This is a genomic window from Pseudomonas sp., from assembly GCF_050739775.1.
In the GTDB taxonomy this organism is placed as follows: domain Bacteria; phylum Pseudomonadota; class Gammaproteobacteria; order Pseudomonadales; family Pseudomonadaceae; genus Aquipseudomonas.
Window position 1 is genome coordinate 16205 of the sequence record NZ_JBOICA010000043.1, and the last position, 23251, is coordinate 39455.

Sequence of the window (23251 nt, forward strand, 5' to 3'; positions counted from 1 at the left end):
CACCTCAGTACAGACACTCGACGGCCATGGCGGTCGCTTCACCGCCACCGATGCAGATGGCCGCAATGCCGCGGCGCAGGCCTTTCTGGCGCAAGGCAGCCAGCAGGGTGACGAGTATTCGCGCCCCCGAAGCGCCAATCGGATGGCCCAGGGCACAGGCGCCACCGTGGATGTTGACCTTGTCGTGGGGCAGGTCCAGGTGTTTCATTGCCGCCAGGGTGACCACGGCAAAGGCTTCGTTGATCTCGAACAGGTCGACTTCGCCCAGGTTCCAACCGGTGCGCTTGATCAGCTTGTCGATGGCACCAATCGGTGCTGTCGGAAACAGCGCCGGGGTGTCAGCGAAGGCGGCATGCCCATGGATCACTGCCAGCGGTTTAAGCCCCTGTTTTTCAGCCTGGGAACGACGCATCAGCACCAGCGCCGCCGCGCCGTCGGAAATGGAACTGGAGTTGGCCGCAGTGACTGTACCGCCGTCGCGGAAGGCCGGTCTGAGCTGGGGGATCTTGTCCAAGCGGGCTTTAGGTGGCTGCTCGTCGTCACTGATCAGACGCTGGGTCTTGCCTTCGCTGACGTGCACCGGGACGATCTCACTGGCAAAGCTGCCGTCCTTGATCGCCTGTTGCGCGCGGGTCAGCGAGGCGATGGCAAAGTCGTCCTGTTGCGGTCGGCTGAAGCCATTGGCTTCGGCGCAGTCCTCGGCAAAAGTGCCCATCAGGCGGCCCTTGTCGTAGGCATCCTCGAGGCCGTCGAAGAACATGTGATCGATGATCTTGCCATGCCCCATGCGGTAGCCGCTGCGAGCCTTGTCCAGCAGGTACGGCGCATTGGACATGCTTTCCATGCCGCCGGCCACCACCACATCGGCGCTGCCGGCCAGGAGCAGGTCGTGAGCCATGATGGCTGCCTGCATGCCCGAGCCGCACATCTTGTTCAGGGTGGTGCAGGTGGTCGCCTTGCTCAAGCCGGCACCCAGGGCTGCCTGCCGCGCTGGCGCCTGGCCCAGCCCCGCTGGCAACACGCAGCCGAACAGCACCTGTTCGACGCTGTCAGGGGCAACACCGGCACGCTCGACCGCGGCACGGATGGCAGCGGCACCCAGTTGCGGGGCGGTGAGGCTTTTCAAGTCGCCCTGCAGGCCACCCATGGGGGTACGCACAGCGCTGACGATTACGATCGGATCATTGGCGAGGGTCATGATAAGTACTCCTGCTATTACTTGGCGGCCATGCGCAAGGCGCCGTCGAGACGGATCACCTCACCATTGAGCATGCTGTTTTCGATGATGTGCCGAGCCAGCGCGGCGTACTCCTGTGGACGGCCCAGGCGTGGCGGAAATGGCACACCGGCGGACAATGAATCGCGTACTTCCTGGGTCATGCCAGCCATCATCGGGGTTTCGAAAATGCCTGGCGCGATGGTCATCACGCGGATGCCGAAGCGTGCCAGTTCACGGGCCACTGGCAAGGTCAGGCTGGCGATAGCACCCTTGGAGGCGGCGTAGGCAGCCTGGCCGATCTGGCCGTCGTAGGCGGCAATCGAGGCGGTGTTGATGATCACCCCGCGCTCTCCATCAGTGCCCGCCTCACCCTCGGCCATGGCCGCCGCAGCCAGACGCAGCAGATTGAAACTGCCGATCAGGTTGACGTTGATCACCCGGCTGAAACTGTCCAGACCGTGTGGGCCGTTCTTGCCCAGGACTTTCTCGGCACCGACGATGCCCGCGCAATTGACCAACCCGTGCAGGCTGCCAAACGCTGCGATCGCAGCATCGATTGCGGCCTTGGCTGCAGCCTCCTGGCTAATGTCGGCGACAGCGAAACGCGCCTTGGCGCCGAGCGCTGCCGCTTTGTCCTCCACAGCTTGGGCATTGAGGTCGACCAGCATGACCTGAGCACCGGCCTCGATGAGCATTTCGGCGGTAGCCGCGCCTAGGCCCGAGGCCGCACCGCTGACGATAAAGTTCTTGTTGGCAATCTGCATGATGGTCTTTCCTCAGGCGCTGGCGGTCGAAGCCAGCGCGGCTTGTTGTTTGGCAATTTCCTGGTTGCGCAGGATGAAACGCTGCAGCTTGCCGCTCGGGGTCTTGGGCAGCTCGCTGACGAATTCGATTTCCCGTGGATAGGCGTGGGCGTAAAGGCGCTGACGTACATGTTGTTTCAGGGCCTCAGCCAGCGCCTCGCTGGGCTGCTGGCCGCCAGCCAGCACCACGAATGCCTTGATCAATTCGGTACGCTCCGGGTCCGGCTTGCCGACTACCGCGGCCTCGATTACCGCCGGGTGCTCGATCAGCGCACTCTCGACATCGAAGGGGCCGACCCGGTAGCCGGAAGTGGTGATCACGTCGTCACTGCGGCCGACAAAGCTGATGCTGCCATCGCTGTTGAGCTCGACGGTGTCGCCGCTGAGGTAGTACTTGCCGACGAAGGATTTGGTCGGCAAACCGTGGTAGCCAGCGAACCAGCATAGCGGCGACTGTTCGCGGTCCACGGCGAGAATCCCTGCTTGACCGGCGGGCAGCTCGTTGTGTTGTTCATCCAGCACGACGATGCGGTGCCCGGGAATGGCAAAGCCGGCCGAGCCCAGGTGCACCGGGTGCTGCAACCCATGGTGGTTGCATAGCACCATGCCCAGCTCGGTCTGCCCGTAGTGGTCGTGGATGGTCACCCCCAGCTCGTCGGCAAACCATCGGATGACTTCCGGGTTGAGCGGCTCGCCAGCGCTGCTGACCACCCGCAGGCGGCCATTGATCGGTGCGCTGAATTCGCTGCCGGCAGCGATCAGCAGACGATAGGCAGTAGGCGAGCCGGCCAGGTTGCTGATGGCATATTTGTTGATGACCCGGCAGGTGCTTTCAACGCTGAACGGACCATCGAAGAAAGTGGTGGAATGGCCCAGCGCCAGCGGCCCGGTCACGGCGTAGTAAAGACCGTAGGCCCAGCCCGGGTCGGCGAGATTCCAGAAGTTGTCCTCAGGGCGCAGCTCGATGGCCTCGCGCATGTAGCCCTGGAAGGCGACGATGGCGCGCAGGGGCACTTCCAGTGGTTTGGCCGGACCGCTGGTACCTGAGGTAAACATCAGCAGGAACGGGGCACCGGCGTCCAGCAACACAGGCTCGCAACAATCACTGGCAGCCGTCAGCGCCGTATGGAAGTCGATATCGCTGGATCCGTCCTGGGCGCCGACGCAGATGATCGTCGGGCAATCATGCACATCGTCGAGCTTACTGCGGTTGAGCGGCTCGGTGACCACTACCTTGGCCCCCGACTTCTCCAGCCGGTGCTCGATGGCTTTAGGGCCGAAGGCGGTGAACAAGGGCTGATAAACCGCACCCAGGCGCCAGGTGGCCAGAACGCTGATCAATAACTCGACAGTACGCGGCATCAACCCGGCGACCCGGTCTCCGCTACTCACCCCCTGGGCCTTGAGCACATTGGCCAGGCGCGCTGCGCGCTGTTGCAACTGCTCGAAGCTGTACTGGGCGCTGCTGCCATCGCGGCTCTCCCAGTTCAGTGCAATACGATCGCCGCCGACATGCCGGTCACAGCACTCGACACAGGCATTGAGCGCATCAAGGCTGCCGTGCAGGGCAGCTCTGGCGACCTGGGGATAGTCGAAGCCACTCGCGGCCTCGGAGTAATCACGCATCGTCAGACTCCTGATTGTTATTGTTGGAGTAACACCATGAATCTGACGATAGTCGCGCCGGACGGGCCCTGGGACAATGGCCAAAGCTGTCAAACTGGATGACTGGTTTGGCCTGGGCCCTAGGCTGGCTTGAACTGCCCCTTCAGCCCCGCACCTGCCCTTGCAGGATCACCGTTCGATAGTGCCCCGGGTTGCAACCGAACCACTTGCGAAACGCCTTGTAGAACGAACTGCTGTCGGCAAAACCAAGGCGCTCGGCGATCTCGGCAAAGCCCAGTTCGACCTCGGCCAGCCAGGTGATTGCCAGTTCCCGTCGCACGCTGTCCTTAAGCCCCTGATAGGTCTGCCCCTCCTCGGCAAGACGGCGACGCAAGGTCGAAGCGGACAGGCAAAGGTGACGCGCCAGGCTATCGGCGTCGGGCCAGTGGCCGGGGTCCATCTGCCGCAGATCCTCGCGGATCCGGCGTGCCAGGCTGGCCGGGTCGCGGTACTTGACCAGGATGTTGCCGGGCGCCTCGGCGAGGAAACGATGCAATTCTTCCTCGCTGCGCCTGAGCGGCAAGTCGAGGCAGTCCGCGGCAATGATCATCCGCGAGCGCGGACGATTGAACTGCAGGTTTTCCGAGAACATCACCCGATAGTCATCGCAGAAAGGCGGCTCGGCACAGCGCAGTTCGATGGCCAGGATTGGAATACGTCGTCCAGCCAGCCAGCAAGCCACACCGTGGACGATCATCCAGAAGGTGAAATAGGTAAAGGCCCGTCGCGGCTGCTCACGTGGCTCGCCAATGACGATCTCGGCAAGACTCTGCTGACGTATCAGGGTCGGTTGCAAGTCTTCGAGCATCAACGACAGGAAGGTCAAGGCCGTATCCAGTCCGGCACCCAAGGTCGGCTGAGCTATCGCCGCCCGGCACAGAAAGGCCAGGCTGCCGCTGCGTAAACCGCGCGGGTCCATGCCGAAGAATTCGTCGTTGCAGCGCCGCGCCAGGAGACGCCAGAGTTCTGCATAAGCACTGGCCGGCACCCGGGCATCAGCCTGTTCGAGCAGGGTCGAATCAACACCGATGCGACTGAGCAAAGCCAGACTCGGCGCCCCCGGCGCACAGCTTTGCAGCAGCGCCTCGCGCACCAATTGCATGGAGATGGTGTCTTTACCCGCCATCAGCAGTACTTCGCCTTACCCGTTTTGGTTGACGGCCATCTTAGGGACCACAGCAGAAAATGCCAGCGCCGCTTCACACCGTCGGCGCCAGGCTCAGGAACGCCTGGATCAAGCGCAGTTCGCGGCGACGCTGCAGACAGCCGATCATGTGCTGGTTGACCAGCCCCGGCCCGGCAATTGGCCGCGCCACCACCCGCGGATCATGGCTGATCTCCACCGACGAGACGATACCGATGCCAAGCTCGGCGGCTACCGCCTCGGTCACAGCTTCGCGACTGTCCAGCTCCAGCAGCACCCGTGGCTGAACCTCGGTTTGCACGCAGGCCTGGTCGAAAGTCCGCCGGGTGATCGAGCTGGGCTCGCGCAGCACCATGATCTGCCGGTCCAGCTCGCTGATCGGCAGCGCTTGCGAGTCAACGGCCCAGGCATGACCCGCTGGCAGCAAGGCACAGATCCGCGAATCGCCCAGGTTTTGCAGGTGCAGCCCCTTGCGCGGTTCGACCTCGGTCAGCACGGCCACATCAGCATGTTCGCTAAGCAGCGCGGCCAGGGTTTCCTGGGCATTGCCCAGGCGCAGGTTGACCGTAATGCCGGGATAACGCGCACGCAGCTGGGCGAGCATCGGCATAACCCGGTGCGGCCCATCGGCAGCCACCTCCAGGCGTCCGGTAAGCAACTGGCGATTGGCCTCAAGCATGGCCTGGGCTTCCTCGGCCAGGCCAAACATGGCCCGGGTGATCGCGGCCAGGCGCGTGCCCTCCTCGGTCAGCTCGACGCGCCGTGCGGTGCGCCGCAGCAAGGTGATCTGGTAGTGCTCTTCCAAGGCCTTGATATGTCCGGTGACCGCCGGCTGGCTGATGAACAGCCGCGCTGCGGCGCGGGTAAAACTGCCCTCACGGGCTACGGCATCAAATGCACGGAGCTGGAACAAGTTCATATCTATCGGCCTGACTTATGGCTGGCATAACAACAAACAATTTGATTGATGAAGCGCAGAATTGCAACTTAGGCACCGTAGTTTCAGCCCACCGCTTGTGAGGAACTCCGGAATGAGCAACGCCCCTATCCTGCTGACCCCCGGTCCATTGACCACCTCGTCCCGCACCCGCCAAGCGATGATGGTGGACTGGGGTTCCTGGGACCGTGATTTCAACCAGCTTACCGCCAGCCTGTGCGAGCAACTGCTGGCCATCGTCAACGGCGCCGACAGCCACCACTGTGTCCCCCTGCAAGGCAGCGGTACCTTTGCCGTGGAAGCCGCCATCGGTACCCTTGTACCTCGCGATGGCAAGGTTCTGGTGCTGATCAACGGCGCCTACGGCCAGCGCCTGGCGAAGATCTGCAAAGTCCTGGGCCGCGCCTACAGCACCTTTGAAACCGCTGAAGATGAACCGACCACTGCTGCCGATGTCGACCGCCTGCTGGCCGCTGACGCCAGCATCACCCACGTGGCGCTGATCCACTGCGAAACCAGCACCGGCATTCTCAACCCACTGGCAGAGATCGCCCAGGTCATCGCCCGCCACGGCAAGCGCCTGATCATCGATGCCATGAGCTCCTTCGGCGCACTGCCGATCGATGCCCGTGAAGTGCCTTTCGATGCGCTGATCGCCGCGTCTGGCAAGTGCCTGGAAGGCGTGCCCGGCATGGGCTTCGTCTTCGCCAACAAAGCGTCCCTGGTCGCCGCCGAGGGTAACTCGCCATCCCTGGCCATGGACCTGCAGGATCAGCACGCCTACATGGCCAAGACCGGCCAATGGCGCTTCACACCGCCCACCCATGTCGTCGCGGCGCTGCACGAGGCCTTGTTGCAGTACAACGAGGAAGGCGGTCTGCCTGCCCGTCACCAGCGCTACGCCAGCAACTGCAAGGCCCTGCTCGACGGCATGGCGGCAATCGGTCTGCATAGCTTTTTGCCAGCCGAGATCCAGGCACCGATCATCGTTACCTTCCATGCCCCGAACGATCCGCGCTATCAGTTCAAGGATTTCTACGAGCGGGTCAAGGCCAAGGGTTTCATCCTCTACCCGGGCAAGCTGACCCAGGTCGAGACCTTCCGCGTCGGTTGCATCGGCGTCGTCGGACCGGACGGCATGCAAGCCGCCGTGAATGCTGTGGCCGAGGTGCTGCGGGAAATGGAAGTACTGGATATCTGAAGCACTGACACTCTTTCAAGGAATACGTACATGAACTACAGCAACCCAACGCAACTGCAAGCCGCCATCCTCGACTGGGCTGGCACCGTGGTCGATTTTGGCTCTTTCGCGCCGACTCAGATCTTCGTCGAAGCCTTCGCCGAGTTCGACGTCGAGGTCTCCATCGAAGAAGCCCGCGGTCCGATGGGCATGGGCAAGTGGGATCATATCCGCACCCTGTGCGACCAACCGCAGATTGCCGAGCGCTATCGCAAGGTGTTTGGCCGCACCCCGACTGACGACGACGTTACCGCCATTTATGAGCGCTTCATGCCCCTGCAGATCGAAAAGATCGCAGTACACTCGGCCTTGATCCCCGGTGCCCTCGACACGCTGACCGGCCTGCGCGAAGACGGCCTGAAGATCGGCTCCTGCTCCGGCTACCCGAAAGTGGTGATGGACAAAGTGGTTGAGCTGGCAGCACAGAATGGTTACGTCGCCGATCATGTCGTGGCAACCGATGAAACGCCTAACGGCCGTCCATGGCCAGCCCAGGCGCTGGCTAACGTGATTGCCCTGGGCATCGATGATGTAGCGGCATGCGTCAAGGTCGACGACACCGTGCCTGGCATCCTCGAAGGTCGCCGCGCTGGCATGTGGACGGTGGCGCTGGTCTGTTCGGGTAATGCACTGGGCCTAACCTACGAAGGCTACCGCGCTCTGGCTTCGGACACACTGGACAGCGAGCGCAAACGCATCCACGCCCTGTTCACAGGCTCACGCCCGCACTACCTGATCGACACCATCAACGAGTTGCCGGAAGTGGTTGCCGATATCAACAAGCGTCTGGCCCGCGGGGAGATGCCGCAGGCGGTGTAAAACCTCAGGGACCCCATCGCCGGCAAGGCCGGCGAAGGGGCCTGCGGACTATTTCTGATGACGCTCGACCCACACCGCATACTTATCAATGAAGGTCTGCAAAAACGGGCGGGTCTTCTCCAGAAGCTTGCCGTTCTCATCGAACAGGCTCGCCGCCCCGCCGATATAGGCTTCCGGCTGCTGCATGCACGGCACATCGAGAAATACCAGGGACTGACGCAGGTGATGGTTGGCACCAAAACCACCCACCGCACCGGGCGAAACACTGATCACTGCACCTGGTTTGCCACTCCAGGCACTTTGCCCATATGGCCTTGACCCCACATCGATAGCGTTTTTCAACACACCCGGCACCGAGCGGTTGTACTCCGGAGTGACGAACAGCACCGCATCGCTGCTGCGGATCTGCTCGCGGAAGGTCTTGTAGGCTGCTGGCGGGTCGACATCAATGTCTTCGTTGTAGAGCGGCAGATCACCGATCTCGACAATCTTCAACGTGAGGTTCGAAGGCGCGAGCTCTACTAGCACACGAGCGACTTTGCGGTTGAAGGACTCCTTGCGCAAGCTGCCGACGACGACGGCTACCGAATACACCTGACTCATGGCAATTTCCTGATGTGTGGGATATTGGACGCTGTAGGTATAGATGATCTCCCCAGCCCCTGAAGTTTTTTTCCACGCGAGCAAAACTTACCCGGCAAATCAGTGGTCTATGCCTGACAGAAAACTTTTAGAGGTTGCACGGTAAATGACAGCAGTACTGGTCGGACAGTTTCATGCACGGGACGCAGAAGGCCGCATCTACCCCGTTCATGAGTTCCAGGAAGCCCCCCTCGAGGCCGACGGTAGTGCCGCATCCCTGCCTATCACCACTTACAAGCTGGCAATCGGTGACAAGGTCAATCACCTCGGCGGCGACCGCTTCGAGCTGGCCCGCAGCGGTGTCGAGATCATCCGCCTTCCTTGATGCAATCGACGGTATAAACCCGCCCTTGCGCCCCGGTCTCACGCTGCAGGCCGTGCACATCGGCGACGAAGCCGGGAAAGCCACTGTCGAAGGCGGCGGCAAAGACCAGATAGTTAATGATTGAACGGGTCGCTTCGGTAAAGCGTTCGCCCGGCATGACCAGCGCAATCCCCGGTGGATACGGCACCAGCATCACGGCGGCAATACGTCCGAGCAACTGGTCTATCGGCACCGCCTCGACCTCCCCGCGCACCATCCGATCATAGGCATCGGCGGGCTTCATCACCACTTCCGGTAAACGCGTGAACAGCCGTTTGAGCTGTTTGGCGGTGGCGTTGCCGCGGTAGCAGGCGTGCAACTGGTCACACAGATCACGCAGGCCCAGCCCTTGGTAGCGCACAGGATCAAGGCGGGCGACACAAGGTAGGCTTTCGAGCAGTTCCGTGTTGGCGTCATAGTTGCGCTTGAACTCCAGCAATTCGGTCAGCAAGGTGCTCCACTTGCCCTTGGTGATGCCCATGGAGAACAGCACCAGGAAGATATAGAGCCCGGTCTTCTCCACTACCAAGCCACGCTCCCAGAGAAACTTGCTGACCACCGCCGCCGGGATCCCGTGCTCGCTCAAAGCACCGCCTGCGTTGAGCCCAGGCATGACCAAAGTGACCTTGATCGGGTCGAGCAACACGTAGTCATCGCTCACATCGCCAAACCCGTGCCAATCGGCTTGCGGCGCCAACAACCAGTCACCCGTACTCACCTGATGCACACCCTCGACCTGCGGCGGCTGCCAGATACTGAACCACCAGTCATCGGCTGCAATATGCTGGCGCAAGTTGGCCATGGCCCGACGGAAGCTCAGGGCTTCGTCGAACATTTCCTGCAACAGCGAACGCCCGGTCGGCCCTTCCATCATTGTCGAAGCCACATCCAGGGAGGCCAGAATGCTGTACTGCGGCGAAGTGGAAATATGCATCATGAAGGCTTCATTGAAGCGATGGCGGTCCAGCTGTCGTGCACCGCCATCCTGCACATGGATCATCGAAGCCTGACTGAAGGCCGCCAACAGCTTGTGGGTCGAGTGGGTGCTGAACACCAGGGGGCTGTCAGCACTGCGTAAGGTCCCCATGGCATAGCGACCGGCAAAGAAGGGGTGGAATGCCGCGTAGGCATACCAGGCTTCATCGAAATGCAGCACCTCGACACTGTTGCCCAGCACCTGTTTGATCAGCTCGGCGTTGTAGCACAGCCCGTCATAGGTGCAATTGGTCACCACGGCCATTTTCACGTTAGGCGCCCGCCCCTGGGTCAGGGGGTTGGCCTGGATCTTGGCGCGGATCGACTCGGCACTGAACTCGCTCAGCGGAATCGGTCCGATGATACCCAGTTCATTACGCTCAGGGCACAGGTACAAGGGAATCGCACCGGTCATGATGATGGCGTGCACCACCGACTTGTGGCAATTGCGGTCCACCAGCACGAGGTCATCGCGTCCAACCATCGAATGCCAGACGATCTTGTTGGCCGTGGAGGTGCCGTTGATGACGAAGAAGGTGTGATCGGCGCCAAAATTCTTTGCCGCCCTGGCTTCGGCCGCCGCCAAGGGACCGGTGTGATCCAGCAGCGAACCGAGCTCGGGCACCGAAACCGAGAGATCCGAACGCAGGGTGTTCTCACCAAAGAATTGATGAAACGCCAGCCCCACCGGACTCTTGCGATAGGCCACACCGCCGCCATGCCCCGGGGTATGCCAGGAATAATTGGACTGCGCGGTGTGCTGCACCAGCGCTTTGAAAAACGGTGGCAGCAGGCCATCTAGGTAGTTGTGCGCCGCCCGCGCCACTTGCCGGGCCAAAAACGGTACGGTGTCTTCGAACAGATAGAGAATGCCGCGCAGCTGGTTCAGCTCGCTCATGACATCGGCGGGGGCATTTTCCAGCGTCACCTGTTCGCCGAGGGCAAAGATCGGCAGGTGCGGCGCACGCAGGCGGGCCAGACGAATCAGCTCGACCATGTTCTGCAGCAAGTGGGTGTTCTCGCCGGCACCTTCGGCCGCAATCAGCATGCAGGCCAGACCGTGATGGGTCGAGGCAACCAGGCGGCCCTCAGCGTAATCAATGGCGGGAAGAATGGTGAAGCCGTCCTGGGCCAGCTCCTGGGCAATGCCGCGCACACGCTCGCCAGCTACCGTGTCAGCCTTGATATCACGGTGAACGATCAGAACAGGGAACTTGAGATCCTTGTACATGAGGGGGCGCCTGCTCCGAACGACGGGTCGGTCATTTCAGGGTAGAAGCTCGCCAGCCCCCTTGCGCGGCAATCTGCCTCAGTTGGTCTCGGACAACTGCTGCCACAGCGCCGGGCCACCGGCCGATTTGGCAATGGCCTCCAGGCGCGCCAGATGAGCTTCCAGCTCCTGCTCGGTGGCGCGAATGATGCGCCCCGGTTGACGAGCAGTCAGGCGACGGATTTCGCTGCCGCGGCTCGCTTCGCTGTTTTCCTCGCCATCAGCGCCCTGCCCGGCCAGCGACAAGCTGGTCTGGCCGCCGGTCATGCTCAGGTAGACGTCGGCCAACAGCTCCGAGTCGAGCAATGCGCCGTGCAACTCACGGCCGGAGTTGTCGACACCGTAACGCTTGCACAACGCATCGAGGCTGTTGCGCTGCCCGGGGTGGCGCGAGCGGGCCATCATCAGGGTGTCGAGGATGGTGCAATGCTGGGAGATATCGGCGCGGTCGTGCTGGCCGAGCAGGGCGAACTCGTTGTTGATGAAGCCAACGTCGAACGCCGCGTTATGGATAATCAGCTGGGCGCCCTGGATGAAGTCGAAGAATTCATCGGCCACTTCAGCAAAACGCGGTTTGTCGAGCAGGAAACCGTCGGTGATACCGTGTACACCGATGGCGCCTTCGTCACTCTCGCGATCCGGCTGCAGATAGACGTGGAAGTGCCGCCCGGTCAGGCGTCGGCCCATCAGTTCGACACAACCGATCTCGATGACCCGGTGGCCGTCGGTGACCGGCATACCCGTGGTTTCGGTGTCCAGGACGACCGACCTGTTGCTCTGAATCTCCACGCCGATGGTCTCCTGTCGCGTACAGCTTGTCTGGTGATAGCCGGCCATTCTACCTCAGCGCGCGGCCGAGTGGCGGCTGGTGTGCTCAGCGCAGCCCGCGCACTTCGTCAACGCCACGGTTGGCCAACTGGTCGGCGCGCTCGTTGCCGTGATGGCCGATGTGTCCACGCACCCATTTCCAAGTCACCTTGTGGCGCCCGACCTGCTCATCGAGCAGTTGCCAGAGGTCAGCATTCTTCACCGGTTCCTTGGCAGCGGTTTTCCAGCCACGCTTTTTCCAGTTGACCATCCACTCGTTGATGCCTTTCATCACGTACTGGGAGTCGGTAACCAGCAGCACTTCACACTCGCGCTTGAGCGCTTCCAGGCCCTTGATCGCCGCCATCAGTTCCATGCGGTTGTTGGTGGTCTCGCGCTCGCCGCCCCATAACTCCTTTTCGACGCCCTTGCAGACCATCAGCACCCCCCAGCCACCCGGGCCAGGGTTGCCCTTGCAAGCACCATCGGTAAAGATCTCGACGCTATCGCTCATTTACAGCCTTTTCATCAATGATTAGGGTCCGCGCCCTGCGGGCCCGGAACTCAGGGTTCGGAATGGCGCCGATTGACCTTGGCCATCGGCAATGGCAGCAGTTTGCCCATCGGCTCACGGCGTTCCAGACGTAGCGGCCGTAGGCCGACCACCATTTTGCGCGCCACCAACAGGTAGACGCCGCCACCTGCGCCTTGCCAGCCACCGGCGACCCGCTCCCAGCCAGCCAGGCGCTGTTGCCAGGCAGGGGATGCGAGCGGCGGACGATAGCACCCGAAGCGGCGTTTCTCCAGCGCGAAGCCCAGCAGGTTAAGCCAGTCGCCAACCCGCGATGGGGAAATGCAGCGCGCCTTGCGCAAGGCATCATGGGCAAACACCCGGCGCACGCCCCAACTGCTCCAGGGGTTGATGCCGATGATCACCAGATGCCCGCCCGGACGCACGCTACTGGCTGCTTCACGCAGCAGGCCGTGGGGAGACAGGCTGAAATCCAGGCCATGCTGCAGCACCACCACATCGGCGGCGTGCTCGCTCAGCGGCCAGGCCTGTTCTTCGCAGACGATCTCGACCCCTGGCAGCGGTGCGCCCAGGCGCACGTTACGTTGCACTTGCGGGGCTTTGGGCGGCGCCTCGGCACAGGGACCGTAGTGCACCAGGTAACCACCGAAGTAGCGCCCCAGCTCTTCTTCGAGCAGGCGTTGCTCTTCGTGCAGCATCAACTGCCCCAGGGGGCCGGCGAACCAGTCGCGGGCCAGGCTGATCAGCGCCAGCCACTGCGGATCGGCCTGGGCGAAGGCTTGATCGGTCATTGCAGTCTCCCTTGAAGGTTCTCGACAGCGTGCATAACTACTAAGATGCACCCATGTCCAACGTTTGGCGAATCGCACCATGATACAGATCGATGCCCTACCCGCTTTCACCGATAACTACATCTGGTTGTTACAGGATTCTGCCAACCAGCGCTGTGCGGTGGTCGACCCGGGCGATGCGGCACCGGTGCTGGCCTGGCTCGAGGGCCATCCGGGCTGGCAGTTGAGCGACATTCTCGTCACCCATCACCATCACGACCACGTCGGTGGCGTCGAACAATTGAAGGCACTCACCGGTGCGCGGGTGTGCGGACCGGCGCACGAGCACATTCCCGGCCGCGACCTGGCCCTGGACGACACTGCCAGCGTGCGCGTTCTGGGTCTGGATTTCCAGATCATCGCAGTACCCGGACACACCCTGGGACATATCGCCTATTATTGCGCCCAACCGAGCACACCGCTTTTGTTCTGCGGCGACACCTTGTTCGCCGCCGGTTGCGGCCGTTTGTTCGAGGGCACTGCGGAGCAGATGCACCATTCCCTGGAGCGGCTGGCAGCTCTGCCTGGCGCGACCCTGGTGTACTGCACCCACGAATACACCCTGAGCAACCTGCGTTTTGCCAAGACCGTGGAACCCGAAAACCAGCACATTGCCCAACGCTTTGCCGACGTTACCCAGCTTAGGGCGCAAGATCGCATCACGTTGCCATCAACCCTGGCATTGGAAAAGCTTACCAACCCCTTTTTGCGGACCACCGAAACATCCGTTAAAGAAAAACTAGACGAACGGAACGGCCCTATAAACCCCACTCCAAGTGCTGTTTTTGCTGGGTTGCGTGCCTGGAAGGACAGGTTCTAAACAGCTTCTGCCAGGACCCTAAAGTTCTCAAAGGTTGACCACAGAGGGGCCGCTTTCTAGAATCGCCCGACATTTTTGCCCGGAACTTTGTCCCAGCCAATGTCGTCCAATAGCCGCAGAACCTTCAATTCCGTCGCCCTGACGCGCCTGGCCCAAGCCAGTGTGCTGGCCCTGGCCGCCACCCTGGTGGGTTGCCAGAGCACCCGTCAGCTCGACGAATCCGAGAGCGTTCGCGCGCACAACTACCAGGCGCGGATGAAGCAGAAGCCGGTGTTCGTTCCGGTCAAGCAAGCCGAGCAGGCGCCCCAGGATGTCTGGGAGCGCATGCGCCAGGGCTTCGCCCTGCAGGACGAGATGGCGGTCAACCCGCGCATCGAACAGCAACGCCTGTGGTTCGCCAGTAATCCCTCTTTCCTGGAAAACGCCGGCGACCGTGGCAGCCTGTACATCCACTACATCGTCGAGCGTCTCGAAGAGCGCGACATGCCGCTGGAGCTGGCCCTGCTGCCGGCCATCGAAAGCGCCTACAACCCCATGGCCTATTCCCGGGCCCATGCAGTGGGGCTATGGCAGTTCATTCCATCCACCGGCCGCCACTTCAACCTGCGCCAGACCCGCTTCTACGACGGCCGTCGCGACATCACTGCCTCGACCAACGCCGCGCTGAACTACCTAACCCGCCTGCATGACATGTTCAACGGTGACTGGTTGCTCGCCCTGGCAGCCTACAACGCCGGTGAAGGCACCGTCAGCCGAGCCATCGAGCGCAACGAAAGACTCGGCCTGCCCACTGACTACTGGAACCTGCCACTGCCCCAGGAAACCCGCGACTATGTGCCCAAGTTACTGGCCCTGTCGCAGGTGGTGATGACACCGCAGGCCTATGGCGTGAACCTCAACCCGATCGCCAACGAACCCTACTTCGAAGCCGTCGCCATTAACGACCGCCTCGACCTTTCGCGGGTCGCCGAGCTGGCCGAGATCGATGAAGACGAGCTGTTCCAGCTCAACCCGGCCTTCAAGAAACGCATGACCGTCGATGGCCCCAAGCAACTGCTGGTGCCCACTGCCAAGGCGCAGTTGCTGACCGCCAGCCTGTCGAACATGAAACCTGAAGAGCTGCTGTCGCTGCAGCCGAAAAAGGCCGTATTCGAAGCTGCCCTGGCCGAAGCCACGCCTCGCACAACGACAACCCGCAGCAGCCGTTACCGGGTAAAACGTGGCGACAGCCTGGGCAGCATCGCCAAGGCCAACAAGGTCAACGTCAAGGATCTGCAGCGCTGGAACAAGCTGTCTGGCCATAGCCTCAAGGCAGGACAGACCTTGGTCATGCAAAGCGCCCAGTCGGCCGAGGGCAAGAACCAGAAGAAATCCACCCAGTACAAGGTCCGCAAGGGTGACTCCTTGTACCTGGTGGCCAAGCGCTTCAACGTCGAGATGCAGCACCTCAAGCGCTGGAATCCTCGCAGCGGCCACGCCCTCAAGCCAGGCCAGACCCTGACCGTTTACCTGTCGCACTGAGTACCAGGCTCCGCGCCATAGACCGGAGCCCGCTTCACCGTCCCGGCGGGCCTCTTTTTCAAGCCGATACAAGCTGTTACTGTAGCTGGAACAAAGCCCAAGCCGCCTGGATCGGATCGCCGACTTGATACGTCCCCTCCTGTTGCTGTCATTCAGCCTGGCCTTGAGCTTTCCCGCGGGCGCAACAATCAGCGAAAGCCACGGTTACGCCCAGTTCGGCACGCTCAAGTATCCAGCCAAATTTACCCACTTCGACTGGGTCAATCCGCAAGCGCCCAAGGGCGGCACCTTGCGCGCCATGGCATTCGGCACTTTCGACACGCTCAACCCCTACACCTTCAAGGGTTCAAGCCCGGTCACCACCCCTAATTTCCTGCAGTACGGGGTGAACGAGCTTAATGAGACCCTGATGGCTGGTACCGGCCAATACGACCCCTCGGGCGACGAGCCCACATCGAGCTACGGCCTGATCGCCGGCTCCGTGGAGTACAGCGAAGATCGCAGCTGGGTGGTGTTCAACCTGCGCCCGGAGGCCCGCTTCCATGACGGCCGTCCGATCACGGCCAGCGATGTGGCATTTTCCTATCGCACCCTGCTCAAGGAAGGTCATCCGATCTACCGCACCAACCTGCAGGAAGTGAAACGGGTCGACATCCTCAACCCGCGGCGTATCCGCTTCGTGTTCAAGCGCGCCGGCAATCCGTTGCTGATCCTGCGCCTGGGCGAGATGCCGGTGCTGCCGGCGCATTACTGGAAAGGTCGCGACTTCAAAGCCACCACCTTCGAGCCGCCGCTGGGCAGCGGCCCCTACCGTATTACCCAGGTCCTGCCTGGGCGGCGCCTGGTGTTCGAGCACGTCAAGGATTACTGGGGCAAAGACCTGGCGGTCAACCGCGGCAAATACAACTTCGCCCGGGTCGAGTATGAGTTCTACCGTGACAGCGCGGTAGCCTTCGAAGCGTTCAAGGCTGGCGAGTTCGACATTTACATCGAGCACCAGGCCAAGAACTGGGCCAACGGCTATAACTTCCCGGCGGTACGCCGCGGTGAAGTCATCAAGGCACAGATTGCGCACAAGATCCCGACTCAGACCCAGGGCCTGTTCATGAACAGCCGCCGTGCGACCTTCAGCGATGCCAGGGTTCGCCAGGCCCTGAGCCTGATGCTGGATTTTGAGTGGACCAATCGCGCCCTGTTCAGCAGTGCCTATCGTCGAGCCACCAGCTACTATCCCAATAGCGAATTCGCTGCCAATGGCCTGCCCGTAGGCAAAGAGTGGCTGCTGCTCGCGCCCTACCGCGAGCAATTGCCGGCCGCCTTGTTCACCGAGCCCTACAAGGTCAGCCACACCGACGGGCGCGGCATTAACCGCCAGACCCTGCGCCAGGCCCTTGACCTGCTGGCCCAGGCCGGCTGGAAGCTCAATGGCCAGCGCCTGCTCGACAGCAAAGGCAAACCCTTGAAGCTTGAGCTGTTGCTGGTCAATCCGAACCTTGAGCGGATCCTGCAACCATATGTCGAAAATCTCGCCAGCATTGGCATCGATGCGCGCTTGCGCACGGTGGACCGGGCCCAGTACAAACAACGTCTGGACCAGTTCGACTTCGACATGATTCTGATGACCCTGAACCAGACCCTCAGCCCCGGCCTTGAGCAATGGTTGTACTTTCACTCAAGCCAAGCCTCGACCAAGGGCAGCAAGAACTATGCTGGCGTCAAAGACCCGGTGATCGATCACCTGCTCGACACCTTGCTCGCCGCCCAGAGCCGCGATGAACAAGTGGCGGCAGCACGCGCCTTGGACCGGGCATTGCTGTGGCAGTACTACATGATTCCCAACTGGTATCTGGACAATCACCGCCTGGCCTACCGCAATCGGTTCGCCTTCGTCACCACGCCGCCCTACACCCTGGGGCTCAATAGCTGGTGGATAAAGCCTTCGGAGAACGCCCAATGATGTCACTGTCCAGCCTGCGCCTGAAGGCCTGCGCCCTGCTGCTAGCCTGTTTGAGTGCCCAGGCACTGGCGGCCCCGCAACACGCCCTGACCCTGTATGACGAACCGCCGAAGTACCCGGCCAGTTTCAAACACTTCGACTACGTCAATCCGCATGCGCCCAAAGGCGGCACCTTCCGCCAGGCCGGTTTCGGCGGATTCGACAGCCTGAACCCGTTCATCAACAAGGGCGTGCCGGCCGATGACATCACCCTGATCTACGACACCCTGATGACCCAAAGCCTGGATGAGCCGTTCACCGAGTACGGCCTGGTGGCCGGCAAGATTGAAAAGGCCCCGGACAACAGCTGGGTACGCTTCTACCTGCGCCCCGAAGCACGCTTCCATGATGGCCATCCAATCCACGCCGAGGATGTGGTGTTTACCTTCAACACCCTGATCAAAAGCGGCGCCCCGCTGTTTCGTGGTTACTATGCCGATGTCGCCGATGTGATCGCCGAAGATCCGCAGCGGGTACTGTTCAGGTTCAAACACAGCAACAACCGCGAACTGCCACTGATCCTCGGGCAACTGCCGGTGCTGCCCAAGCACTGGTGGGAGGGGCGCGACTTCACCAAGGGCAACCTGGAAATTCCTCTGGGCAGCGGCCCGTACAAGGTCGCCGAGGTCAAGGCCGGACGCTCGATCCGCTATGAGCGGGTCAAGGACTACTGGGGCAAGGACCTGGCGGTCAACCGAGGTTTCTACAACTTCGATGTGATGACCACTGACTACTACCGCGACAGCGCGGTTGCGCTGGAGGCGTTGAAGGCCGGTCAGTTCGACTACCGCCTGGAGACTGCGGCGAAAAGCTGGGCCACTGCCTATGACGTACCTGCCGTGCGCCAGAAACGCCTGATTCTGGAGGAGCTGCCCAACGGCAACCCAACCGGCATGCAAGGCTTCGTCTACAACCTTCGCCGCCCGGTGTTCCAGGATGTACGTGTGCGCGAGGCGCTGAGCCTGCTGCTGGACTTCGAGTGGACCAACAAGCAACTGTTCAACGGCGCCTACACCCGCACCGGCAGCTACTTCGAAAACGCCGAAATGGCCGCCAGAGGCTTGCCCGATGAAGCCGAGCTGAAGATTCTCGAACCCTGGCGCGGCAAAATCCCCGATCAGGTCTTCACCCAGGCCTTTGCCAACCCGGTCACCGATGGCAGCGGCATGATCCGCGAACAGCAACGCAAGGCCTACAAGCTGCTGCAGGCTGCCGGCTGGCGCATCGTCGACGACAAAATGGTCGATGCTCAAGGCAAACCGGTGTCCATCGAGTTTCTTCTGGCCCAGACCGAGTTCGAGCGAATCCTGCTGCCGTTCAAGCGCAACCTGGCCGACCTGGGTATCGACCTGGTGATTCGCCGGGTGGACGTATCCCAGTACATCAACCGCCTGCGCTCACGTGATTTCGACATGATTGTCGGCGGTTTCCCGCAGTCCAACTCGCCCGGCAACGAGCAACGCGAATTCTGGCAGAGCGCCGCCGCCGACAACCCTGGCAGCCGTAACTTTATCGGCCTCAAGGATCCGGCCATCGACGCCCTGGTCGAAGACCTGATCAATGCCGACTCCCGGCAAAGCCTGATCGAGTATTGCCGCGCCCTGGACCGCGTCCTGCAGTGGGGCTACTACGTGATCCCCAACTGGCATATCAAGACCTGGCGGGTTGCTTACTGGAATCACATCGGCCACCCGCAGATATCGCCCAAGTACGACATCGGCATCAATACCTGGTGGATCAAGCCGGACGTCGAACCGGCCGTACCGCTGACACCTACGCCAGATGCGCCACCGACCGAAGGGGCGCAATAGCATGCTGGCCTATATCTTTCGTCGCTTGCTACTGATCATTCCGACCTTGCTGGGCATTCTGATCATCAACTTCGTCATCATCCAGGCCGCTCCCGGCGGCCCGGTCGAGCAGATGATTGCCAAGCTCGAGGGCTTTGAGGGGGCCACCAGCCGCATCGCCGGTGGTGGCGCCGAAGTCTCGGTGGCCGGTTCCAACTACCGCGGTGCCCAGGGCCTGGACCCGGCCCTGATCAAGGAAATCGAAAAGATGTACGGCTTCGACAAGTCGGCGCCGGAACGTCTGTGGATCATGATCAAGAACTACGCCCACCTGGATTTCGGCGACAGCTTCTTCCGCGATGCCAAGGTCATCGACCTGATCATCGAAAAGATGCCGGTGTCGATCTCCCTGGGCCTGTGGAGCACCCTGATCATGTACCTGGTGTCGATCCCTCTGGGGATCGCCAAGGCCACTCGCCACGGCAGTCATTTCGACGTCTGGAGCAGCTCGGCGATCATTATCGGCTATGCGATCCCGGCGTTCCTCTTCGCCATCCTGCTGATCGTGCTGTTTGCCGGCGGCAGCTACCTTGACTGGTTCCCCCTGCGCGGCCTGACCTCGAACAACTTCGACGAGCTCAGCACCGCTGGCAAGATCCTCGACTATTTCTGGCACCTGGTCCTGCCGGTCACCGCCCTGGTCATCGGCAACTTCGCCACCATGACCCTGCTGACCAAGAACAGCTTCCTCGACGAGATCAGCAAGCAGTACGTGGTCACTGCCAAGGCCAAAGGCCTGAGCCCGAACCGCGTGCTCTACGGCCACGTGTTCCGCAACGCCATGCTGCTGGTGATTGCTGGCTTCCCTTCCGCCTTCATTGGCATCTTCTTCACCGGCTCCCTGTTGATCGAAGTGATTTTCTCCCTCGACGGCCTGGGCCTGATGAGTTTCGAAGCGGCGATCAACCGCGACTACCCGGTGGTCTTTGGCACCCTGTTTATCTTCACCCTGTTGGGACTGGTGGTGAAGCTGATCGGCGACCTGACCTACACCCTGGTCGATCCACGCATCGACTTCGCCAGCCGGGAGCACTGAAATGAACTTGTCCCCTCTCAATCGCCGGCGCTTCGAGCGCTTCAAGGCCAACCGCCGCGGCTGGTGGTCGCTGTGGCTGTTCCTGATCCTGTTCGGCCTGAGCCTGGGCGCCGAACTGATCGCCAACGACAAGCCCCTGGCCGTGCGTTACGACGGCGAATGGTATTTCCCGGCACTCAAGCGCTACCCGGAAACCACCTTCGGCGGCGAATTCCCGCTGGAGGCCAACTACAAGAGCCCCTACATCCGTGAATTGCTGGCCGCCAAGGACAGCTGGGGGCTCTGGGCGCCGATCCCGTTCAGCTACCAGAGCATCAACTACGACCTCAAGGTGCCTGCCCCCGCGCCACCTTCGGCACAGAACTGGCTGGGCACCGACGACCAGGGTCGTGACGTGCTCGCCCGGGTGATCTACGGCTTCCGCATCTCGGTACTGTTCGCCCTGACCCTGACCATTCTCAGTTCGATCATCGGCGTGATTGCCGGCGCCCTGCAGGGCTTCTATGGTGGCTGGGTCGACCTGGCCGGCCAGCGCTTCCTGGAGATCTGGTCGGGCCTACCCGTGCTGTACCTGTTAATCATTCTTGCCAGTTTCGTGCAACCCAACTTCTGGTGGCTGCTGGGGATCATGTTGCTGTTTTCCTGGATGAGCCTGGTGGACGTGGTGCGCGCCGAGTTCCTGCGCGGGCGCAATCTTGAGTACGTCCGAGCGGCACGGGCGCTGGGCATGCAGAACGGAGCGATCATGTACCGGCACATCCTGCCCAACGCCATGATCTCGACCATGACCTTCATGCCGTTCATTCTCACTGGTGCCATCGGCACACTGACCGCACTGGACTTCCTCGGCTTCGGCCTGCCGCCCGGTGCGCCATCGCTGGGTGAACTGGTGGCCCAGGGCAAGTCCAACCTGCAAGCACCCTGGCTGGGCATGAGCGCCTTTGCCGTGCTGGCACTGATGCTCAGCCTGCTGGTGTTCATTGGCGAGTCCGCCCGCGATGCCTTCGACCCGAGGAAATGAAATGAGCAACGAAACCTTGATCGAAGTGCGCGACCTGGCCGTCGAATTCGTCACCGGCGAGCAGACCCAGCGCGTGGTCGAAGGCATCAGCTTCGATATTCGCCGCGGCGAGACCCTGGCCCTGGTCGGTGAGAGCGGTTCGGGCAAGTCGGTTACCGCCCATTCGATCTTGCGCCTTCTGCCCTACCCACTGGCCCGTCACCCCTCCGGCAGCATTCACTACGAAGGGCGCGACTTGCTGACCCTGGATGAAAAGCAGATGCGCCATATCCGTGGCAACCGCATCGCGATGATCTTCCAGGAGCCGATGACCTCGCTCAACCCGCTGCACACTATCGAGAAGCAGATCAACGAGATCCTCCTGATACACAAAGGCCTGCGTGGCAAGGAGGCCACTGCGCGCACGCTGGAGCTGCTCGACCTGGTAGGCATCCCCGAGCCACACAAACGTCTCAAAGCCCTGCCACACGAGCTCTCAGGCGGTCAGCGGCAGCGGGTAATGATTGCCATGGCCCTGGCCAACGAGCCGGAGCTGCTGATTGCCGACGAGCCGACAACGGCCCTGGACGTCACCGTGCAATTGAAGATCCTTGAGCTGCTCAAATCGCTGCAGGCGCGCCTGGGGATGGCCCTGCTGCTCATCAGCCATGACCTGAACCTGGTCAAGCGCATCGCCCACCGGGTTTGCGTGATGCAGCGCGGCTGCATCGTCGAACAGGCTGACTGCGCGACCTTGTTCCAAAACCCGAAACACGCCTACACGCAGTTGCTGCTCGGCGCCGAGCCCAGCGGCGGCCCAGCCGGCAACCCGGCAGGCAAACCGATGCTGGAAGTCGAAGACCTGCGTGTATGGTTCCCGATCAAGAAAGGCCTGCTGCGGCGCACCGTCGATCACGTCAAGGCAGTGGATGGCATCAACTTCAGCCTGCCCCAGGGACAGACCCTGGGCATCGTCGGCGAAAGCGGTTCGGGCAAGTCCACCCTGGGCCTGGCGATCCTGCGCCTGCTCGGCAGCCAAGGTGCCATTCGCTTTCAAGGCACCGCGCTGGAAGGTTTGAATCAACAACAGGTGCGCCCGCTGCGCCGACAGATGCAGGTGGTCTTCCAGGACCCGTTTGGTAGCCTAAGCCCGCGTATGTGCGTCAGCGATATCGTCGGTGAAGGTCTGCGCATCCATCGCATCGGCACTGCAGCCGAACAGGAACAAGCAATCATTGGCGCACTGAAGGAGGTTGGCCTGGACCCTCAGACCCGTCACCGCTACCCCCATGAGTTTTCCGGTGGCCAGCGTCAGCGCATCGCCATCGCCCGGGCGCTGGTGCTCAAACCGGCGCTGATCCTGCTGGACGAGCCTACTTCGGCCCTGGACCGTACGGTGCAGCGTCAAGTGGTGGAGCTGTTGCGCTCGCTACAGAGCAAGTACAACCTGACCTATCTGTTCATCAGCCATGACCTGGCGGTGGTCAAGGCGCTGAGCCATCAACTGATGGTGGTCAAGCAGGGCAAGGTGGTGGAACAAGGTACAGCAGCGGATATCTTCGCCGCACCGCAACATGCCTATACCCGACAGTTGCTGGAGGCGGCCTTCCTGGCGCCTGTGGGAGCTAAATACTAGAAACAGAGAAGGCCGCATAACAGACTGTGTGAAAACACGCTGACAGGCCTTAAGCCAAACGCCCCGACTTGTTCGGGGCGTTTGTTTTTGTGCTGTAAAAGGCCTTTCAGCCCATCAGTTGCATCATTTTTCGGGCACCCAGGAC

Annotated in this window: 20 protein-coding genes; 10 read left to right on the plus strand and 10 right to left on the minus strand. The window is 61.6% G+C overall.

Translation table 11 applies throughout. The features are described 5' to 3' along the window. Positions 1–4 precede the first annotated feature (4 nt). The 5 genes from ACRESH_RS20010 to ACRESH_RS20030 form a co-directional block, all read right to left on the minus strand. Positions 5–1198 (minus strand): acetyl-CoA C-acyltransferase, encoded by a 1194-nt coding sequence (locus ACRESH_RS20010; RefSeq protein WP_431743599.1) that lies wholly within the window; start codon positions 1196–1198, stop codon positions 5–7. 17 nt (positions 1199–1215) lie between these two features. Beyond that, positions 1216–1983 (minus strand): SDR family NAD(P)-dependent oxidoreductase, encoded by a 768-nt coding sequence (locus ACRESH_RS20015; RefSeq protein ID WP_431743600.1) that lies wholly within the window; start codon positions 1981–1983, stop codon positions 1216–1218. A gap of 12 nt (positions 1984–1995) precedes the next feature. Beyond that, positions 1996–3648 (minus strand): AMP-binding protein, encoded by a 1653-nt coding sequence (locus tag ACRESH_RS20020; RefSeq protein WP_431743601.1) that lies wholly within the window; start codon positions 3646–3648, stop codon positions 1996–1998. Between the two features lie 142 nt (positions 3649–3790). Next, a complete protein-coding gene (locus ACRESH_RS20025; protein WP_431743602.1) occupies positions 3791–4813 on the minus strand; it encodes an AraC family transcriptional regulator in 1023 nt (340 codons plus the stop codon). Between the two features lie 73 nt (positions 4814–4886). Next, positions 4887–5750, minus strand: a complete 864-nt coding sequence (locus tag ACRESH_RS20030; RefSeq protein WP_431743603.1) for a LysR substrate-binding domain-containing protein — start codon at positions 5748–5750, stop codon at positions 4887–4889. Between the two features lie 112 nt (positions 5751–5862). Here ACRESH_RS20030 and ACRESH_RS20035 point away from each other — a divergent pair, with 112 nt between their 5' ends. Next, a complete protein-coding gene (locus ACRESH_RS20035; RefSeq protein WP_431743604.1) occupies positions 5863–6969 on the plus strand; it encodes a 2-aminoethylphosphonate--pyruvate transaminase in 1107 nt (368 codons plus the stop codon). A 30-nt stretch (positions 6970–6999) separates the two neighbouring features. Continuing rightward, the gene (gene phnX / locus ACRESH_RS20040) at positions 7000–7827 is read left to right on the plus strand and encodes a phosphonoacetaldehyde hydrolase (RefSeq protein ID WP_431743605.1); all 828 of its coding nucleotides are present in this window, start codon (positions 7000–7002) and stop codon (positions 7825–7827) included. 48 nt (positions 7828–7875) lie between these two features. Here the strand turns inward: phnX and ACRESH_RS20045 are convergent, their stop codons facing one another. Then, the gene (locus ACRESH_RS20045; protein WP_431743606.1) at positions 7876–8430 is read right to left on the minus strand and encodes an NADPH-dependent FMN reductase; all 555 of its coding nucleotides are present in this window, start codon (positions 8428–8430) and stop codon (positions 7876–7878) included. Between the two features lie 145 nt (positions 8431–8575). Between ACRESH_RS20045 and ACRESH_RS20050 the strand changes: the two genes are divergently transcribed. Continuing rightward, on the plus strand, positions 8576–8794 hold the full coding sequence (locus tag ACRESH_RS20050) for a hypothetical protein (RefSeq protein WP_431743607.1): 219 nt from the start codon (positions 8576–8578) through the stop codon (positions 8792–8794). On the opposite strand, the gene ACRESH_RS20055 is transcribed toward ACRESH_RS20050, so the two are convergent. The 4 genes from ACRESH_RS20055 to ACRESH_RS20070 form a co-directional block, all read right to left on the minus strand. Further along, positions 8778–11039, minus strand: coding sequence for an Orn/Lys/Arg decarboxylase N-terminal domain-containing protein (locus tag ACRESH_RS20055; protein ID WP_431743608.1), 2262 nt, complete (start codon positions 11037–11039; stop codon positions 8778–8780). The genes ACRESH_RS20050 and ACRESH_RS20055 overlap by 17 nt on opposite strands. A gap of 78 nt (positions 11040–11117) precedes the next feature. Then, positions 11118–11861 (minus strand): DNA polymerase III subunit epsilon, encoded by a 744-nt coding sequence (gene dnaQ, locus ACRESH_RS20060; protein WP_431743617.1) that lies wholly within the window; start codon positions 11859–11861, stop codon positions 11118–11120. 91 nt (positions 11862–11952) lie between these two features. Then, positions 11953–12399, minus strand: coding sequence for a ribonuclease HI (rnhA, locus tag ACRESH_RS20065; RefSeq protein ID WP_115087893.1), 447 nt, complete (start codon positions 12397–12399; stop codon positions 11953–11955). A 50-nt stretch (positions 12400–12449) separates the two neighbouring features. Further along, entirely contained in the window at positions 12450–13208 is a 759-nt protein-coding gene (locus tag ACRESH_RS20070; protein WP_431743609.1) for a class I SAM-dependent methyltransferase, read from the minus strand. A 79-nt stretch (positions 13209–13287) separates the two neighbouring features. Here ACRESH_RS20070 and gloB point away from each other — a divergent pair, with 79 nt between their 5' ends. From gloB to ACRESH_RS20105, 7 genes are all read left to right on the plus strand, one after another. Beyond that, complete coding sequence (gene gloB / locus ACRESH_RS20075; RefSeq protein ID WP_431743610.1) at positions 13288–14067, plus strand: hydroxyacylglutathione hydrolase; 780 nt, start codon at positions 13288–13290, stop codon at positions 14065–14067. Between the two features lie 99 nt (positions 14068–14166). After that, positions 14167–15588 (plus strand): transglycosylase SLT domain-containing protein, encoded by a 1422-nt coding sequence (locus ACRESH_RS20080; protein ID WP_431743611.1) that lies wholly within the window; start codon positions 14167–14169, stop codon positions 15586–15588. Between the two features lie 124 nt (positions 15589–15712). Then, entirely contained in the window at positions 15713–17545 is a 1833-nt protein-coding gene (locus tag ACRESH_RS20085) for an extracellular solute-binding protein (protein ID WP_431743612.1), read from the plus strand. Next, positions 17542–19395, plus strand: a complete 1854-nt coding sequence (locus ACRESH_RS20090; protein WP_431743613.1) for an extracellular solute-binding protein — start codon at positions 17542–17544, stop codon at positions 19393–19395. Before ACRESH_RS20085 ends, ACRESH_RS20090 begins: the two co-directional genes overlap by 4 nt. Before the next feature lies 1 nt (position 19396). Further along, complete coding sequence (locus ACRESH_RS20095; RefSeq protein WP_431743614.1) at positions 19397–20470, plus strand: microcin C ABC transporter permease YejB; 1074 nt, start codon at positions 19397–19399, stop codon at positions 20468–20470. Position 20471: 1 nt separating this feature from the next. Beyond that, positions 20472–21491 (plus strand): ABC transporter permease, encoded by a 1020-nt coding sequence (locus ACRESH_RS20100; protein ID WP_431743615.1) that lies wholly within the window; start codon positions 20472–20474, stop codon positions 21489–21491. A gap of 1 nt (position 21492) precedes the next feature. Beyond that, positions 21493–23106, plus strand: coding sequence for an ABC transporter ATP-binding protein (locus tag ACRESH_RS20105; RefSeq protein ID WP_431743616.1), 1614 nt, complete (start codon positions 21493–21495; stop codon positions 23104–23106). Positions 23107–23251: the final 145 nt, after the last annotated feature.